14 protein-coding genes are annotated in these 16,292 nt (G+C 37.8%); 11 read left to right on the top strand and 3 right to left on the bottom strand.

What is annotated here, in order from left to right; translation table 11 throughout:
- The first annotated feature begins 256 nt into the window (after positions 1–256).
- The 4 genes from WBM49_RS01145 (at position 257) to WBM49_RS01130 (ending at position 4,009) form a co-directional block, all read left to right on the top strand.
- Positions 257–910, top strand: coding sequence for a Yip1 family protein (locus tag WBM49_RS01145; protein ID WP_424370223.1), 654 nt, complete (start codon positions 257–259; stop codon positions 908–910).
- A gap of 97 nt (positions 911–1,007) precedes the next feature.
- Entirely contained in the window at positions 1,008–1,649 is a 642-nt protein-coding gene (locus WBM49_RS01140) for a DUF4253 domain-containing protein (protein WP_424370222.1), read from the top strand.
- Between the two features lie 348 nt (positions 1,650–1,997).
- The gene (locus WBM49_RS01135) at positions 1,998–2,747 is read left to right on the top strand and encodes a carbonic anhydrase family protein (protein WP_424370221.1); all 750 of its coding nucleotides are present in this window, start codon (positions 1,998–2,000) and stop codon (positions 2,745–2,747) included.
- 74 nt (positions 2,748–2,821) lie between these two features.
- Positions 2,822–4,009, top strand: a complete 1,188-nt coding sequence (locus WBM49_RS01130; protein ID WP_424370220.1) for an alpha-hydroxy acid oxidase — start codon at positions 2,822–2,824, stop codon at positions 4,007–4,009.
- A gap of 48 nt (positions 4,010–4,057) precedes the next feature.
- On the opposite strand, the gene WBM49_RS01125 is transcribed toward WBM49_RS01130, so the two are convergent.
- Positions 4,058–5,788: a DUF2207 domain-containing protein gene (locus WBM49_RS01125; protein ID WP_424370219.1), complete on the bottom strand. Its 1,731-nt coding sequence runs from the start codon at positions 5,786–5,788 to the stop codon at positions 4,058–4,060.
- A 3-nt stretch (positions 5,789–5,791) separates the two neighbouring features.
- Positions 5,792–6,346, bottom strand: a complete 555-nt coding sequence (locus WBM49_RS01120) for a LemA family protein (protein ID WP_424370218.1) — start codon at positions 6,344–6,346, stop codon at positions 5,792–5,794.
- 741 nt (positions 6,347–7,087) lie between these two features.
- Between WBM49_RS01120 and WBM49_RS01115 the strand changes: the two genes are divergently transcribed.
- From WBM49_RS01115 to WBM49_RS01085, 7 genes are all read left to right on the top strand, one after another.
- Positions 7,088–7,567, top strand: a complete 480-nt coding sequence (locus WBM49_RS01115; RefSeq protein ID WP_424370217.1) for a hypothetical protein — start codon at positions 7,088–7,090, stop codon at positions 7,565–7,567.
- Between the two features lie 159 nt (positions 7,568–7,726).
- Positions 7,727–8,236: a hypothetical protein gene (locus WBM49_RS01110; protein ID WP_424370216.1), complete on the top strand. Its 510-nt coding sequence runs from the start codon at positions 7,727–7,729 to the stop codon at positions 8,234–8,236.
- A 258-nt stretch (positions 8,237–8,494) separates the two neighbouring features.
- Positions 8,495–10,012: an amidohydrolase family protein gene (locus tag WBM49_RS01105; protein WP_424370215.1), complete on the top strand. Its 1,518-nt coding sequence runs from the start codon at positions 8,495–8,497 to the stop codon at positions 10,010–10,012.
- Between the two features lie 432 nt (positions 10,013–10,444).
- Entirely contained in the window at positions 10,445–10,756 is a 312-nt protein-coding gene (locus WBM49_RS01100) for a hypothetical protein (RefSeq protein WP_424370214.1), read from the top strand.
- Positions 10,757–10,999: 243 nt separating this feature from the next.
- Positions 11,000–11,308 (top strand): hypothetical protein, encoded by a 309-nt coding sequence (locus tag WBM49_RS01095; protein WP_424370213.1) that lies wholly within the window; start codon positions 11,000–11,002, stop codon positions 11,306–11,308.
- Between the two features lie 122 nt (positions 11,309–11,430).
- On the top strand, positions 11,431–12,915 hold the full coding sequence (locus WBM49_RS01090; RefSeq protein WP_424370212.1) for a proton-conducting transporter membrane subunit: 1,485 nt from the start codon (positions 11,431–11,433) through the stop codon (positions 12,913–12,915).
- Positions 12,915–15,311 (top strand): DUF2309 domain-containing protein, encoded by a 2,397-nt coding sequence (locus WBM49_RS01085; RefSeq protein ID WP_424370211.1) that lies wholly within the window; start codon positions 12,915–12,917, stop codon positions 15,309–15,311. Before WBM49_RS01090 ends, WBM49_RS01085 begins: the two co-directional genes overlap by 1 nt.
- A gap of 148 nt (positions 15,312–15,459) precedes the next feature.
- Here WBM49_RS01085 and WBM49_RS01080 read toward each other — a convergent pair whose 3' ends face one another.
- Positions 15,460–16,257 carry a universal stress protein gene (locus WBM49_RS01080; protein WP_424370210.1) on the bottom strand — a complete coding sequence of 266 codons (798 nt, stop codon included), beginning with the start codon at positions 16,255–16,257 and terminating at the stop codon, positions 15,460–15,462.
- Between the last annotated feature and the right edge of the window lie 35 nt (positions 16,258–16,292).

Raw genomic sequence — 16,292 nt, 5'->3', positions numbered from 1 at the left:
TAAAGTCAAAAAATAATTGGAAAAGTTTTATGCTCCGTACACTAATATTAGTGATAAGTGTAGTACTCTGTTACCTTTATGTGAAGTATAAAAAAAATCAACTACACACAACATAGGCTATAATTCAGTCTTCCTTTTTATAAACCGGAATTTTTCTACCTTTAAACGGCTTGATTTCTTAGCTTGAATTTACTACAGTAAATTCTTGACCGAAATCATAGCACAACCGTTGGCGGTAATGTACATATAGAATAACATGCAAGTAGAAATTTCAAATTCCGAGGATTCTAAGACTTTAACTGATAAAGAAATTTTCACCAAGATATGGTTGTCTCCCAGAAAAGTCTTCAAATTTATTAATGACCAACAATATGATAGGTATGTTTACCTTTTACTTGCTTTAGCAGGAATTGCGAATGCATTTGATAGAGCAGTGAGCAGAGACTTAGGTGATAAAATGTCTTTGTGGGGCATTATAATGTTATGCTTTTTTGTAGGTGGCTTCCTGGGTTGGATTTCAATTTACATTTATGCTGGATTAATAAGTTGGACAGGAAAATGGCTAAAAGGTGAGGGAAATTCTAGCTCTATTTTAAGGATTCTGTCATATGCTCTAATTCCTATAATCGTAGCCATGATTTTTCTGGTGCCACAAATTGGAATTTATGGTAAAGAAATGTTTAAGTCAGATGGGGATATTACAAGTGCAGGATTAATCCCTAATTTTATTTTTTATGGTACTATGATATTAGAATTTGTCCTAGCTATTTGGACCATTGTGCTTTGTGTAGTTGCAGTTGCGGAGGTTCAGAAATTTTCCATTGCAAAATCAATTTTGAATCTGTTATTACCAGTATTTCTTATTGGTGTTCCTATATTAATAATAATTCTGTGGATTTATTCAATCTAATACACTCCCACCAACAATGGTTATAAGTAATCACGCCACAGGCGTGACGAAGTCATAGTCCAGACCGTTGTAGCCAATACAAGAAAAAGCGAACTGAATGAAAAAAATATTAGTGCTTATGGGAATTTTATCATTCTTTGGGTGTGGAGCGAAAAACTTAACACCGCAAGAAACTGAATTAGTTAATAGCTTGGATTTAAATATTGAACTTATAAGAGAATTGAAAAACGAAACGAAAAGTGAATTAATTCAGTTACCTGCAATCGACCAAGAAACAGCGGATATTTTGGACGAATTCTATAATGGAATTCAATCAAGTTCTTCAGAAGAGAAAGCAAACTCGATTGTAAAAAAATTAAAAGAAAAATTTAGAGCAAAAGGATATTTAATATTTGCATTTACAGGCGAAGATGATTCAAAAAGCATCGGAGTTATCAAAGGAACAAACGACCTTGACATATTGCGATATAGAAGAACAGACGGAATTAATCACGATTATGAAAATGACGATATCGTTGCGAAAATATCGGAGTGGAATGATAAATTCGGACTGACAGTAATTGGTTGTGGACGAGATTGGCTCGAATTGGAATTCAAAAAATTACCGACTGATTTAGATGCTTTTTCAGAAGAAGTCTATGAATTCTGTCCTGATTCGGTTGACCAAGGAGTCGGAGAAATAGAAAATTTAAAATTATTAATAAAAGAAATGAACGGAATTTGGTTGTGGTGGGACTAAAAAAAGTACTGGCTACAACATTGGCTATAAATAATTGCTTGTTCTCGCCTACTTCTGAATCCCGATAGCTATCGGGATTCTATTCAGTTTGTATTTGCTAAATTAGTTGCTCAAACACGCAACTAACTATACTCAAACACGTTGGGCATAATTTGATGAAATGAAGAAACCACTAATTTTATTAATAATAGCTATTCCCAAGAAAATGATCAAGGAAATTAATTTTTTCACTTTGATATTATGAAAAACAACAATGAGTGGAATTGGGTATATGAACCAGCTTTTGCCGAATATCAATAATAATCAAATAAATATTATTTCATTAATTAACTTTTAAAATTTCTAATGATGACTAAAATTACCACCTATCTATTAACTGCGATTTTAGCAGCAGCATTGGTTGCTTGCCAAAATAACGCTGATCAATCCAAATCCAATGAAAGCCAAACAACCAATGAGTTGAAACCTTTGGTGGAGAAAGTTCTAACCGCAGATGAACAAGCGGCACTTACGCCAGATGCAGTCATTGAGATGCTAAAATCAGGAAATAAAAGGTTTATGAGTGGTAACCTTACTGCTCGAGATCATTCTGCTCAAGTCAGGAACAGTACTTTTGGCCAATATCCAAAAGCGGTAATTCTTTCCTGTTTAGATAGTCGCGTGCCTGTTTCAGATGTCTTTGATCGCGGAATCGGAGATATTTTTGTTGGAAGAGTAGCGGGCAACTTTGTGAATGTAGATATGCTTGGTAGTATGGAATTTGGCTGTAAAGTCGCTGGGGCTAAATTAATTCTGGTAATGGGACATGAACACTGTGGTGCGGTGAAAGCAGCAATTGATGATGTAGAATTGGGGAATATTACTGCAATGCTTACCAAAATAAAACCAGCTGTCGATCTTGTGTCTGACTTTGATGGTGAAAAATCATCAAAAAATGAGGCCTTTGTTCATGAAGTATGCGAGAGTAATGTGAAAAATACCATAAACGAAATCAGAATCAACAGTCCAATTTTAAAAGAAATGGAAGAAAACGGAGAGATAAAAATTATTGGTGCCGTGTACAACATGTCTACTGGAGAGGTCATGTTTCTAAACTGATAAACTATGCCCAACAGAGTATAAGTGTCATTAATAGAGCCGCTTATACAAAGCCGTTAACCACAATAATAAATATGGGTAAATTAAATTCAGCTACAAGCACAGAAATCGAAAGACGACAATTTATTAAATGGGTAAGCCTTTCCTCATTATCTCTTGCGCTTCCCTTGACAAGTTGCAATTTTGGAGGAAGTACAAAGGTTGATTTGCCAATAGATTTATCGAATTTGAAAAATGTATATGACTTTGAAAGATTATCGATGAAGGTGATGGGGGAAGACGCATTGCTTTATCTTAATGGTGGAGCAGATGACCTTAAAACGGTAAAGTTAAACTCCGAAGCTTATCAAGAAATTCAAATAAGAGCCAGAAGATTAATTGATGTAACTAATGTTTCCACGGAGGTAAATTTACTTGGACAAACGCTGGATAATCCAATTATAATGTGTCCTGTCGGCTTTCAAAAGTTTTTCCATCCCGATGGTGAAATTGGCTCAGCTAAAGCCTCTGTAAAGAAAAAACATCAAATGATTGTTTCTTCTGTTTCTAACTATTCCGTGAATGAAATTGCGGAGCAATCTCAAGCTAAACTTTGGTTTCAACTTTATCCAACAGTAGATAGAAAGGTCACTAAAAAACTTCTTGAACGAGCAGAAACGGCAGGATGTAAAGTATGCGTATTAACAGTAGATAGCCCTGTTTTAGGAAATAGAGAAAGGGGAGGTACTACCCTTACGAAATTAATGGGTGATAAGATTCTCAAAATGGGTAACTATGAAGGCATAATGCCCGAAGGAACTACTTTTGACGATGCGGGAATGACATGGGATATCATAGCATGGCTAAGGGAAAACTGTGACATGAAAATTGTACTAAAAGGAATCGTAACCAGGGAGGATGCCGCTTTATGTGTAAAGCACAATGTAGACGGTGTAATTGTGTCCAATCATGGGGGAAGACAATTAGAAAGTCTTCGGTCAACAATTGACTGTCTTCCAGAAGTTGTAGAAGAGATTGATGGCAAGATTCCAGTTTTGATAGATGGAGGTATTAGACGAGGAACAGACGTTTTTAAGGCATTAGCGCTGGGAGCTACAGCCGTATGTGTTGGAAGGCCTTATTGTTGGGGGTTAGGAGCACTCGGACAGCAAGGAGTTGAAATGGTTCTGGATATTCTTAAGGCAGAATTAATCCGAGACATGCAATTGGCTGGGACTGCCTCGATTGAGAAAATAACAAAAGAACATGTATTAATAAATTAATAAAAAGTGGTTAACAAAGAACTGAGTCAGAAATAAAGGAAGCGACTACTACCAGCCGCCACCGCCACCGCCACCGCCACCGCCGCCAGAGAACCCGCCGCCGCCAGAACCACTTCCACTGCTTGATGGTGGTGTAGCAGATCTGCTTAAAGAATTGGAAAGTGATGCATTTAAGGTATGGTTAAAGGTTGAAAAGTTACCAACATGACCTGAATACCATGCAGGTTGATAGTTTTGGTCAATGATGGCTTTGTTAATGAGGCTTTGGAATTTGTCTCCCCAAACATCTTCGGCTCCCAACACAACAGCGTAAGGCAATAATTTCTCAAAAATTTCTGGCGTTAAATCCGGTGGATTAAAGTAGGCAATCTTTTTTTCTTCGGCCGCACTCAAGTACATTTTAAATCCTTCTATTAAGGATCTAATCCTTAGTTTTTCAACAGCAGGTTTTCTGATTAAATATTGGTAAATCAAAAAGAACACAATATTTATAACTAAAAACACAAAGAATACCAATCCGTCATTGCCCCCTTGAAAGTAATTCGATGAGAGAAACACAAATAGGAAGATACACGCAATTATGGTTAAAATTGGTATTACCCAAAATTTGAAATTAAAACCTTGATAAATTAAACTATGATGCTGTTTTCTTAATGAAGCTTTATACGCAGTCACTGCGCTTTGAACTTTGGAATCGTATTTGCCATCCAATGATAAGATGCTATTACCTGAAAATAATTTTGAAAAGAGCACAGCTTCTTCGTCGTTGAGCAATCCTGAATCTTCCTTTGTTTTATGGATGATAAACTTTTTGCTGCTAAACAATCCGAAAACATAGTCCTGGATATCTTCTTCAATTTTAAGATATCCTTTTACTGCTAAGTTTAAAATGGAACCTGTAATCAAATCACCATGATAGCGTAGTTTGTTTAACATCCCTACAGAAGCAGGTGTCATTTTATTTGGGACTTCGAACTGTGGAAACACTGTTGGTTTTGGTGGATCGATGCCAAACTTCAGCCAAGTGAATCCGTAATAAAACAAGAGCGCTAAACTTATAAATCCACTTAAAATGAGTGCTCCAAATTTTTGAAGAAATGTTGGTGGTGGAGGTGGCGGTGGTTGGCGTACAGTCCCTTTATTAAAGCCTAAAGCCACCGTTAAGTTTTCTCCTGCCTTTAGGTTCTCTGCGCTAAAACGAATACTGTTCTCAGAGAGTATCGTTGAAACACAATTTGTGCTATTACTCCCATACCTTCCAGTATAGCAGGCGTTTTGAAGAATTCTTCCGCCTTTTGGTAGTGTAATTTGGCTTGTCACCTGGTCAAAAGACAAAGACCAATCAAAACCATTGACATTCCAGTAAATTTCGTCGTAAGCTTCAAAAAAACGAATTTGTCCACTTATACTATAGGTAATCGTATAATTATATTCACCTTCATTCAAAAACACATCTTTTTCTCCTACATAAATGGTAATTGCTCCATTTCCTTGTTCCGTGTGGTATTTTGAAGTTCTACCGTCTCTTTCAACAGACAGTACTTTAAAATCTAGCTTAACTTTTTCGCCTAAACTATCTGCACTTACAGTTGGGATAGTGCGTGTAATTCCTCTTTTAAAGATGGTGCCGTTAGCATATATTCTAATGTGCTCTTTAACAGTAATTATACTTGAAGTTTCCACTTCAATATCAGAATGAAATGAAAGTATCCTTTCACTTTGCGAAAGCAAAGCAACAGAGTTCATAATTAGCAGTACAACAAAAAAGAGCTGCTTCAACGCTTAAAACTTTACCTGTGGATTTTGTTTTTCAGCTTCAATTTCAATTTCAAAATATTCTGCCTTTTTGAAGTTGGTAATTCCAGCAATAATGTTTGAAGGAAATGAATCTATTAAAATATTAAAATCGCGAGTCGTACCATTATAATAACGTCTTGATTTTTCAAGGTCAGATTCTATATCAGATAATTCGTTTTGCAAGTTTAAAAAATTCTCGTTTGCTTTTAGTTCAGGATATTGTTCAGCTACAGCATATAAGTTTATTAAAGCCCTGTTTAACTGATTTTCTGCAGCTTGTTGTCCTTCAACAGTCGTCGTGTTCTGTGCCTGATTTCTTGCTTTGGTGACATTTTCAAAGGTTTCCTTCTCATGGCTTGCGTAACCTTTTACGGTTTCGACTAAGTTTGGGATTAAATCATACCGTTTTTTTAATTGCACGTCTATACCACTCCAGGCTTCAGCTACGAGTGTGCTTAATTTTACCAATCTGTTGTAGATGCCAACTCCGTAAAATGCTGCCAAAACTACAAGACTAATTAATACATATAATACTATCATTTTGATTGATTATTTAAGAATTAAAGGTATAGAAAAATTAATGAAAATTGCTGCGACTTAAAGTGTAAAAGAAATATTAAGAGATGAAATCGAAAAAATATTGAATATACTACATACAGGAATACACTAGAAGGATAGTCTAACCCTTTAATATCTTATTTAAAAATAACGAAAGCACATCAATTGCTGTAATCTGCCTACGACTGGCAGACACAACTGCTCGCAGCCAAGACTATTGTACGTAATTTTGATAAGATGAGTCACAGGAAAGTAATAACTATTGGGATTTTGGTTTTTATCACTGAGTTGATAATTATGGTTCTGTGGTTTAAGCAAGCGCAACCAGAATCAGAATCGGCTCTTCCTATATTTTATGTGATTCCGATATTATTTGTGGCTAATATTTTAATAGGTTTATTATTCTATTTTATTAAGAAACCGATAGGCCTCTTATTCCTGGCAAATTCAATTCTCTGTCCAATACTGTTTTATGCAATCTGGATTATGTGGTTCACTTACTGGGCACAATAAATATTGGTTTCATTTTATTGAACAGGAAGTTTTAAAAATGAAAAACTACTTACAACAACAGCTCTGCTCCTTCACTTCGCTAGAACGTCATCAAAAATTACTACATTTAATTAAATCAATAATGGCCTAAAAGCCTCGGGCTATTATGAAGGCCGAGATCAAAGCAAATACCATTGTACTTGAGGTTGAAAAATCAAACCAAGGAAAAATATGGATAGAAAAGAAATTTTTTGGTTAGTAGGAACCGTCGGACTTGTGCTAGTTTTAACATTTGTTCTTTTTGGACTTGATGGATTTAGAGCGGACTCCACTTTCGATTATAATATCCACGATACATATTTTGTTATTGCAGATATTCATATAGTTCCATTACTAGTTGTATTAACTTTTTTCACTGTCTATCTTTTTCGAACAATACGTCAAAAGTTTAAAAACTTTACGGTAAATGTAATTCTGATCATTGCTACGATATTGTTCGTACTCGTTCTGGGAAAGACAATTGTATTACTAGATTTATTTGGTAAACCAACTATTAATACTGAATTCAACAAGGATGAGAATCCGGTGGGATATGCTTTGAAAATCTTATCTGATAGCATGTTTATAGTCCAAACAGGGCTTCTGGTATTCCTGGCGTATACTGGTTACAAAACCGGACAAAATTACATTGCTAAAGAAAATAAACACTAAACACAACAACGGCTCCAACCTGCCTATAGCAGGTTTACAGGCCGAAGAAATGCAGGTTTAGCACTGCCTTCCCAGTAAATCGAAAATGCCTATTTTTAATAAAATAAGGAAGTGGCCTTTATGGCGTAAAGCCAGGACCGTTTGCATCAAGCAAAACATATGAAAGTTAAACTTAAAAAATTAGGATTATTAGTAGAAGTATTAGGAGGAATTGGCATCTTAATCTCATTAGTTTTTGTTGGCATACAATTGAAAGAAAACACAAAAGCCACGAGATCATCTACTGCAACTGCCACCATAGATACCATGACAAATTGGTACGTTTCAATGGGCACAAATGCCGAGACAAGCGCATCGTTTTACAGGTTTCTTGAAGACCCGGAATCCATGACCAAAGAAGAAAGATTACAACACATTTATAATTTTCATGGCCTTTTCCTCGCTTTTCAAAATAGCTATTATCTTTCTTTGGAAGGTACTCTTGATGAAAGAATTCCAAAATCTTTAAATCAGGTTATTTATGGCGTAAAGGACCAACCCGGATTTATACTTTATTGGAAATCAAGAAAATCTATATTCTTTGAAGAATATAGAGCTTATGTAGATGATCTTCTTGTCTCTACAGACATTGTTTCTGATGGTGTTTATTACAATGAGAATTCTGACTAAAAGCCATTTGCCGGCAACGGCTCCAACCTGCCTAGAGCAGGTTTACATACCGAAGTAATACAGGTTGGTCACGCCCCTGGCCGCGACCTTCCAAGCCAAGCGAACAGCGCAATCTATTCATAACCTGGACTGTTGTGCAACCTATTAGGCAATTGTTTCCCTGATTGAAAACAAATTGCAAAAAGAAGTAGTTAACAGAGTAAATAAGATACATTGAATAACAACCTGTAAGACCTGGATTTCGGTGGACATGCCGCAGTGAAGATTGCAAGAAAATTATTGCCAGGACCATTGTGGCCTATTTTGAATAAAAAAGACATGAATAAGAAACTATATATTTCAATTGCGTTTTTCATCTTTCTTTTTTCATCTTGCAATGTTGATCTTGAAAAAGAGTCTTTTAGGGCTTTGGTCAAGGATCCCTCCACATCATTAATCATTTATGACATAAACATAATTGATATTATACACGGTGATGTTCTTCAAAACAAAACAATTTTTATAAAAGGTGATTCCATTTTTGATATAACCGAATCCTACTTATTGGAACAGGAAATTGATTCTGCAAAACTTATTGTTGGAACTTCCAAATACATCATTCCTGGTTTATGGGACATGCATGTTCATACAAATGGAAAAGGTTCATTTAAAGAAATGGAGATCCCTAGGTATATCGCTTATGGTATTACCGGAATTAGAGAAATGTTGGGGGATGTAGTTGATTTAAAATGGAGAGATAGTATAAATCAGGGCTCTTTAATAGGTCCAAAAATGCGTGTAGGGCAATTCACGAATGGTTTTTCTGTATATACGGATAGCCCGCAAGATTTAATAATAACCAAGAAAGACAAGGTTGAGACCACAATTGACAGCCTGTATGACTTAGGATACGATTTTATAAAAGTGTATGATAACCTTCAAGAGGATGTATACAAAGCCATCCTCAAAAAAGCTGCAGCATTAGATTTTGAAGTGAGCGGGCACATTCCATTGGGAGTTAAAACAAAAGACGCCATTCTGTTGGGACAGAAGACGTTTGAACATTCTTTGGGAATTGAATTGGGTTCAACTCAAAAAGAGGATAGTCTGCGTACTATCTATCGGAACCTTCTAAGTAAAATGGACTCAAACACCACCATGGAGGAGGAAATAGCAATATTCAGAAGAAGTGAAACAGATGCATTAACAAGTGTAAATCCAGAAAAAAGGGAGGCTCTTTTTCAAACAATCAAAAAGAAAGAATCATGGATAGTACCTACTTATATTTATCAATATTTGGTTTCGTATCCAACATCCAATAGTCTTATTAATAGTCCGGAAATGCAATATTTGACGAAGAATCAAGTCAATTTTTCAGATGACAAAGAAATGTGGAATCCTACTGGTGAACTAGAAGCAACTATAAATTATCGTTTATCCTATCTAAAAGAAATGCATGATGCCGGGGTAGGCATTTTAGCAGGAACCGACACTCCTTTTGGTTTCTTTTTGCACCATGAATTGTTTTTATTTGTAGAAAATGGTTTAACTCCCCTGCAAGCATTACAAACTGCCACGATTAACCCTGCAAAGTATTTGAATATGACAGAATCATTAGGAACGGTTGAAGAGGGTAAAATAGCGGATTTAATTATTCTTAATGAGAATCCCTTAGACGATATTCATAATATTAGTGATATCAATGCTGTATTGCTTAATGGAAGATTATTTGACAGGGACACCTTAGACAACATGTTGTCTGAAGTTAAAATGGCAGTTGATGAATTGAATAAATAATACCAGCACAACAAGGTGCATAGTTCATTTTGATATGACTCCTTTTATGTACGAATCCGGTTAGGCCAGTATTTTGACCTCCATAGCGCCTACCTCCTTGGATATTTTCTCCGCGGCCATTGAATTTTCTTTCCTAAAATCTGTACTGCATAGCTTTCTATCTCCCACTTCAGTATAAGGAATAGGAAACTGATCCCGATTATTTATAGCTGTATCCAAACTACCGACTGCCCCCAGTAATACTGCTCAGAGGCCGTTATAAAATGCCGTATTCGGGCTATTTTCAGAAATAGCTGCCGTTGAAACTATGTTCAATACATAAATAATTTTTATGCTTTAGATAAACAATATAAATAAAAATATATGTATGGAATGTGCAATCTTTGCAACAGAAAATGAACAGTTAACAAGAATTATACTAAAAATTCAACTATGATGGAAACAAACAACTTAGAAAAAGCTGCAGCCACCACCCAAAAACTACAGCTTATTAACGGAGAGTTCACTCCTTCGGAGGCATCTGAAGTGCTACTCGCCTTGATTGATGAAAAAATCAACTTTCACAAAATAAAGAGGCTCCAGCTTTGGGAAGGTGACCATAAGTACGAAACAAGTCACATGGACAGTCGAATCGCAGAACTAAAAGAGGAAAAAAGAATTGCGAGTGAGTTTATAACCAATATTAAAGCTAGTGGGAAAAATCTGAAAATAAACGGAATCGTGGAGATTAGCGTAATCGATTAAGAACAACAACACAGATCCTAAAATAGTCAATCCTCATTACATAAATAACATATCAAATGCATTTATCAAAATCAAAGATATTACCTATCGCCGGAATATTTACGTTAATTGCCTTTATAGCATTGTCCTATTTCAATGGCCAGATCTTTATGGATAGAATATTGGTGTGTGCTTTCATACTATTATTGGTGTTTATGCTCAAAATGGGAAGTGACCCGGGGCAATCACCCTCAAATTCAAATAATGGGAACCTTTAAAACGATCCCGATGAACGATAGCATTACGTTCATAAAAGGCCGTTTTAGTCCTCCGGAAGCGGCAGACATTCTATTGTCGCTGCTCAATGACAAAATCAAATTCCATACGGTAAAATCACTTAATCTTCGAACCGAAGAACCAGATCTCAACATGGCTTCGGAAGAGCGTATCAAAAACCTTAAGGAAGCGAAAAAAACAGTTGAACGATTGGTAATTAAGGCGCATAAAGAGGGGCTGATACTCTCCATAAAAAGCGCTATAGAAATTGAACTTATCGAAAGGCCGGATGCATAGAAAAGCTACGAAACACAGTCCCTGTTTACAGCCATACACGGTTTTAGTCAGGGTCTTTTTTCGACAAATTCTCCTAGACGCCTTTAACCTTAACCCATTACAAAATCTGTAAAATATTAAACATGACCTCCAAAAACAGTTCAAGCCCGGATAATTCAAAAATTACCACAGGAAAAAGCCAAGGTGTCAACAATTCTATGGTTCCTGCGCTTATTACATCGCTCCTATGGATCCTATTCGCGGGAAATCTTACCTATTTGATTTTAAATTATACCCATATCTCCGAATGGCGCCTGGGAAGCATATTTAGAATTGATGGTTTTACGATATTGATCTGGGCAGTTGTCACATTTTTTAGTGCGCTTGTCAGCGGTTTTGCAGGAAACTATTTAAAAGGTTTCAGACATCATTCTAAGTTTATGTGGCTATGTCTGGGATTTACAATGTCCGTAATGCTTCTTGTAATGTCCGAACATGTTATCCCCCTGGTGATAAGTTGGTTGGTCATGGGGGTTTTTATGTCCCGACTGATCGGCATAGATTCCGATTGGGGTGAAGCACGCGAAGCTTCCGGATTTACACAACGATATTTTCTGTTGGGCACCTTGTTTTTGAGCCTGGGAATATTCCTCTTAACCTTCTATAGCAATGAATTCACCATCACTGGCCTGATGGCATCTTTAGATAATATCCCCTCCTATGTTACCTTAATCGCCGGCTTATTGATTATTGGGGCAGCCATAGTACAGTCGGCAATCTATCCCTTCCATCGCTGGTTGTTGTCCGCGATGACCGCGCCTACTCCGGCATCAGCACTAATGCATGCCGGTTTTGTAAACGGTTCCGGAATTTTGCTGGCTTTGTTTGCGCCGCTGTTATTTGCTTCCAACACCTTAGATATACTTTTTATAATTGGAGGTCTCACCGCTATTGTTGCACAATTCAATAAGCTTCTTCAGGTGAACGTTAAACAAAAATTAGCCTGCTCTACCATTGCACAAATGGGTTTTATGATTATGCAGTGCGGATTGGGATTTTTTAATGCGGCGGTGGCACACCTTATACTTCATGGATTTTACAAAGCATATCTCTTCCTATCTTCAGGGGAAGGAATAGCAATGTCTCAACCACAAAATGCGCCACGTATTAAAATTAAACCGCTGCAGGCTTTGATTGTGCTATTTTTTGGTGCCCTGGGAGCGTTTCTTTTTATAAGTTGGACCGGGAAAGAGACCGTACTAGACAGCGGCATTTTCCTTACCCTCATAGTAGCAATTACTGTAGGACAGGCAACGTATAATATCGTAAAAGAGAAGAGTCTTTCGGTCCTTCAAAAAACGTTCTTACCACCACTACTGTTCGTATTTGGTATAGGAACCTATGCACTTATGTACAACGGTGTTTCTGCCTTGATGGCCGATATGCCCATGGTGGCTGTGCCTATGCCTGTTTCCATGCTTCAGATTGCATTCGGTATCATTTTCTTGGCAGGATTTTTCATCATGAAATTGGGCGTCTATCGAAAAATTCCCTGGCTGTATGTAAAATTAATGAACCTCTCGCAACCCTATAAAAAGTCCATTTTAATGTATAAATCAAATTCCTGATGAATCAGCAAAACATTCAAGAAAGTATCGTTAAGGCATCCCGGGTTATTGGTAAAACATGGCCTTTATACTCCTTTGTGACTTCTAATCCGCTATCCGGATATGAAAGATTCCCATTTAAAGATGCAGTAAGCAGTGCAAAGAAACATTTGAACGCCAACGTTTACCCTGATACCAAAATATATCAGCAGGCGTGGGAGCAAAATGAAATCGGAGACATAGAATTGTTGAGCCTTCTGCGCGAAAACGGACTACATGAATCCCCAGAATTCTACCTGGAAAAAATGGAATCCTTAAAAAGGACGACAGAGAAAAATAAGAATCACGATCTGGACAGGATCATGGCAAAGTGGCTTGCTGCTTTTATGGATGAGGGTCTTGCAGAATGGGAAATGCCCAATAAAAAAGATGGTTTTTACGGCGCATGGCGAACATTAGCAAAATATGACGGTGAGATAGGCATCAAGGATAGTCGCGAAATACCGAAAACAAGCTCTGAGGCATTAACAGGCATTTTAAAGGACTATTCCACAGAAGCCTGCGTGGACATCTTCACTCACCATCTGGCTTCCTTATCCGGCTGGACAGGATACATTAACTATCGCAGTGAATCAAATTCACCTTGGCAGCAAGAATATCCGATCAATTTAGAAGATTACCTGGGTGTACGTTTATGGATAGCTCAACATTTAAAGCTGCCGATCACAACCAACAATGATACAGTTCAAACAGACGAGACCCTGGAAAAGCTCCAATATATCTGTTTAAAAGCGTGGGAAAGTAGCTGGCAGAATCAGCTTATCAAGACAATAATGGAGGCGCCTACTACTACAGAACCTACTCCAAAAGAGCCGTTAGCTCCAGACGCACAACTGGTTTTTTGTATCGATACCCGCTCTGAACTTATACGCAGACATGTAGAATCCAAGGGGAATTATGAGACCTTTGGATATGCCGGATTTTTTGGCATCGCCATGGATTATGAGGATCTGGACAATGGCCTTACTCGTAAATCCTGCCCGCCGATAGTTGACTCTGCTTACAAAGTTTCGGAAATGCCTCAAACAGACAAAAAAGAAAAATTATTGGCCTATGAAAAGAAAAACGAAGTCTCTAAGTTTGGTGAATACTTTCTAAAAAGGATGAAGAATATGTTGCCTTCCGCATTTGGATACGTGGAAGGATCTGGAGTCTACTACGGTCTTTCTTTACTAGCCCGTACCCTGGTTCCCGGACATTTGTATTCTTTAAAACAAAAAAACACCTCATCCCCTGAAAGCTACTGCCACCCTACCATAAACAGTGTCCATCCACAGACGGATCACAATTTGCAAATTCCTTTAGATGAAAAAGTGGCGATCGTAAAGTCTGCTTTCGACCTTACCGGTTGGAAACAGTTTGCGCCTTTGGTGCTTTTCGTGGGCCATGGCAGTCATACTGCAAACAATCCGTTTGGATCTAGTCTTGATTGTGGGGCCTGTGCCGCAAGTCCCGGTAGGCATAACGCACGTATGCTGGCAAAACTTGCCAATATGCCCGAGGTTAGAAAAGCGCTTTTAGAGCGCCATGAGATGACCATTCCAGACACAACCATATTTATTGGGGCAGAACACAATACCACTACCGATGAGATCGTAATCTTTGATTCCGAAGTGCCAGATACGCACCATCGCCAATTGGAAGATGTAAAAGCCGATTTACTGCGTGCCCAGGAAACCGCCACCAAAGACAGGTTAGATAACGCACACAATAGTGTTTCACTAGCTAAGACCAAGGCCAATGACTGGGGAGAAACCAGACCAGAATGGGGCCTGGCAAAAAATGCAGGATTTATAGTGGCCCCAAGGAAATTGACCAAAAACACCAACCTCAATAGCCGTTGTTTCCTACATTCCTATGACTGGGAAATGGATGTTAGCGGTAAGGCATTGGAAGGTATCATGCAGGGACCTATGGTGGTTACCCAATGGATTAATAACCATTACTACTTTTCTACGGTAGACAATACCACCTTCGGTGGAGGCTCCAAAATTACCCATAACGTTACCGGGAAATTTGGGGTGGTCCAGGGTAATGGAGGCGATCTTAAGATGGGTCTGCCACTGCAGTCATTGCGCAGTTCCGACCACGAAATGTACCACCAGCCTTTGCGACTCTCTGTGCTCATACATGCGCCCCTTAGCCGGGTTTCTGAAATCATTTCGAGAAACGAAAACCTAAAAACGCTATTGGATAACGAATGGATCTACTTAATGGTTCAAGATCCCAAGCAAGACAACACTATCAAACGCTATCAGAAAAATATAGAATGGATCTCCTCTTCGGAAAAACCCGGTACAAAAGAAAATTCCAATTCTCACATAGAAACAGAAATATTGGCGGAAATTCCTGGATAAAGTTTGGTGGCTCTAAAACACAGAGCATGTCAACTATTTGTTGCTCTTTCTTTTTGAGACCCGTCTTGTTGAAAACGAATAGCTATTTGCCGCTTTACGAACCCCTTGATCCAAAGTTTCAGCCACTTTGAATTTGAGGGGTTTTGTATTAGTCTTTCTTTACACTTAATACCAGTACAGGGATCTTAGCCGAGAATTCGGCCTTATGGATAGTATTCTTTTCCCACAAATTGGTAAACACTCCCCTTTTTCTTCTAAAAACACATAACAAATCAGGATGTTCACCCATAATATGCTCCAAAATTCCTAAATAGGTGGTGGCATGTTCTGCCAGGGTTAATTTAGAACTGATGTCCATCAAAGCGGTATGTATCTGTAGATCCCTGTCTATGTATCCAGGAGTTTTTACCAGTAGCAAATGAATGTTGGACTTGAACTTTTTCTTGATCTCTATAAGCGGGTTTAAAATTCGTTTTCTTTTTAAAACACCCGACTTAAAACCAACCAATACTGTTTTAAAAGGAGTAAACTTTGTCCCCTTGGGAACTATGAGGGTAGGGATGTCTGTCCGTTTGATAATCCTCCCTGAGGTGTGCCCTAAATAAAGCTCTTCCTTAACATCATTACTTCTTGGAGCAATTACCAAAAGATCTATCCCTATCTCATGGTCTATCTCTTTGAGTCCGTCTATCAGATCCCCATTGTAGGTGGCTATCTTAATCTCTACTTTCTTGGCATCCACCTTTTTGATCACCTCTTTAAGTCGCTCTTTCCCACTTTGGGCGACCTTTGCTGACAGGTCCTTTAAATTTCCTGCTCCCTGTGTAACATTAAATACTTCCATTACAAATACCTGTGATGAAAACTTCGAAGCCAAATCTACAGCGTATTGAAGCGTCTCAAAGGCATTAGGGGAGGTTCCGATTGGTACTAATATGTTCTTCATAATGGTTAGCGATTAATACTATAAATTTACGGATT

The organism is Muriicola sp. (assembly GCF_049669965.1).
Lineage (GTDB): Bacteria > Bacteroidota > Bacteroidia > Flavobacteriales > Flavobacteriaceae > Muriicola.
The sequence above is the reverse complement of the archived record's forward strand: the minus strand, read 5'-3'. Positions and strand labels throughout refer to the sequence as shown.

Coding starts and splice junctions, on each gene's coding strand:
- WBM49_RS01115 (WP_424370217.1), top strand. CDS start 7,088: ATGGATAGAAAAGAAATTTTTTGGTTAGTAGGAACCGTCGGACTTGTG.
- WBM49_RS01090 (WP_424370212.1), top strand. CDS start 11,431: ATGACCTCCAAAAACAGTTCAAGCCCGGATAATTCAAAAATTACCACA.
- WBM49_RS01110 (WP_424370216.1), top strand. CDS start 7,727: ATGAAAGTTAAACTTAAAAAATTAGGATTATTAGTAGAAGTATTAGGA.
- WBM49_RS01085 (WP_424370211.1), top strand. CDS start 12,915: ATGAATCAGCAAAACATTCAAGAAAGTATCGTTAAGGCATCCCGGGTT.
- WBM49_RS01095 (WP_424370213.1), top strand. CDS start 11,000: ATGGGAACCTTTAAAACGATCCCGATGAACGATAGCATTACGTTCATA.
- WBM49_RS01080 (WP_424370210.1), bottom strand. CDS start 16,257: ATGAAGAACATATTAGTACCAATCGGAACCTCCCCTAATGCCTTTGAG.
- WBM49_RS01130 (WP_424370220.1), top strand. CDS start 2,822: ATGGGTAAATTAAATTCAGCTACAAGCACAGAAATCGAAAGACGACAA.
- WBM49_RS01135 (WP_424370221.1), top strand. CDS start 1,998: ATGACTAAAATTACCACCTATCTATTAACTGCGATTTTAGCAGCAGCA.
- WBM49_RS01140 (WP_424370222.1), top strand. CDS start 1,008: ATGAAAAAAATATTAGTGCTTATGGGAATTTTATCATTCTTTGGGTGT.
- WBM49_RS01120 (WP_424370218.1), bottom strand. CDS start 6,346: ATGATAGTATTATATGTATTAATTAGTCTTGTAGTTTTGGCAGCATTT.
- WBM49_RS01100 (WP_424370214.1), top strand. CDS start 10,445: ATGATGGAAACAAACAACTTAGAAAAAGCTGCAGCCACCACCCAAAAA.
- WBM49_RS01145 (WP_424370223.1), top strand. CDS start 257: ATGCAAGTAGAAATTTCAAATTCCGAGGATTCTAAGACTTTAACTGAT.